Below are 1,290 nucleotides of genomic sequence, written 5' to 3'. Positions count from 1 at the left end.
GTCTTTCGGCAAGGCGGGTCGTCCAGGTAGCGCATGAGCGCTGCCCAGCGCTCCAGGCTGTAGTCGATCGCCTTCGCGATGGCGCCTTCCTCAGTCACCTTGGCGCGTTGAGCGACGAGCCAGGCGTGCGGCGTCTGCGTGATCGGCAAGGCGCGCCGGCGCCTTTCTTCAAGTCGGCGTTCGCGCGTCAAGTCCTTCACTTCGCGCTTGATGCCATAGAGCTGGCCCATGAGACAGCGTCCCGAATGATTGCAGCTGCGTAGCAAAGTGATCAAGTGCCGTCGAACGATGAAGGCCGATTGCCCCACGGCAGGGAACTGCGACGAATCGTGATTACCACCAATTTCCAGCCGAACCGCGCCTCGACTGTCTGTCTGTCTCCCAGCCAAACGGACTGCGACTAATCGCGATACTCCCAGTTGCCTGTCAAATTGGCCGGTCTTGCGAGCGCGAGCAAGTGCGACTAACCATGGTTTAGTCGCAGTTGGGTGGAGCGAAACCGGGGGAATCGAGCCCCTCAGAACTTCTGGCACCGGGCGGACAAGCAGGCCCATCGGACCAGCCCCATGCGGTTCAGAGATGGCCTAAGTCCACACCACCCCTAGAACCAGCACCCCGCGAGCCAGACCCTCACGCCTAGCGTCGGGACCGAGCACCACCTGAACAGCAATCAAGGTTTGAACCGCGACTTCCACGCGAGTCCGCCCCGGGCGAACCCGAGATCCGAGTCGAACACGGCCCCGTCGCAGATCGGCCCGACGGATCGGACCCTTGAAGGCGAGACCTCGCCGGAACGGCTGAGCAACTGGTACGACTCCGCCACGCAGCCGATCACCGACAAGACGGCCGTCGTCTACCGCCGCAACTACCGCGCCGCCGCGGACCGCGACGTCGATCCGGACTTCGTCTCGGTCTCGGATCTGATCGAGCTGCTGCAAGTCGACACCACGATCGCCATCGGGACCAAGAACACTTACAGAGCGGCGATTGTCTGGGCCCTCAATCAGCCGGACATGGGCTTCTCGCCGGAGCTCCGGCAGAACGGGCTCGAGCTCGCCCGAGCGTTCGATCCGCGCATGAGCGCACCCCAGGAGATCCTGCGCAACTCGCGCGTCTCCGCGCGCGCGATTCCCGAACAGGATCTCGGTCCGCTCCTGAACGGGCTCCTGGCGGCACGCTCCTCCCGTCAGGCCTGGGGCACCAAGACCACCGCCTGGCTCAATGCCGGGATCGCGACCGGTGCGCGCCCGGGGGAATGGGAAACGGCGTACTGGTTCGACCGCGATCGTC

Annotated in this window: 2 protein-coding genes; one reads left to right on the top strand and one right to left on the bottom strand. The window is 64.5% G+C overall.

The genetic code is table 11. The features are described from left to right. Positions 1-230, bottom strand: a 230-nt coding sequence (locus AC1DY5_RS56020; RefSeq protein WP_478122770.1) for an IS66 family transposase, incomplete at its 3' end; no start/stop codon positions are given. Positions 231-677: 447 nt separating this feature from the next. Here AC1DY5_RS56020 and AC1DY5_RS56015 point away from each other — a divergent pair. Beyond that, positions 678-1,290: hypothetical protein (locus AC1DY5_RS56015; RefSeq protein WP_478122769.1), on the top strand; the 613-nt coding region annotated here is incomplete at its 3' end.

This window comes from Variovorax sp. P4_D9 (assembly GCF_056401695.1).
Note: the sequence above shows the minus strand (reverse complement) of the source record. Positions and strands in the feature narration are given on the sequence as shown.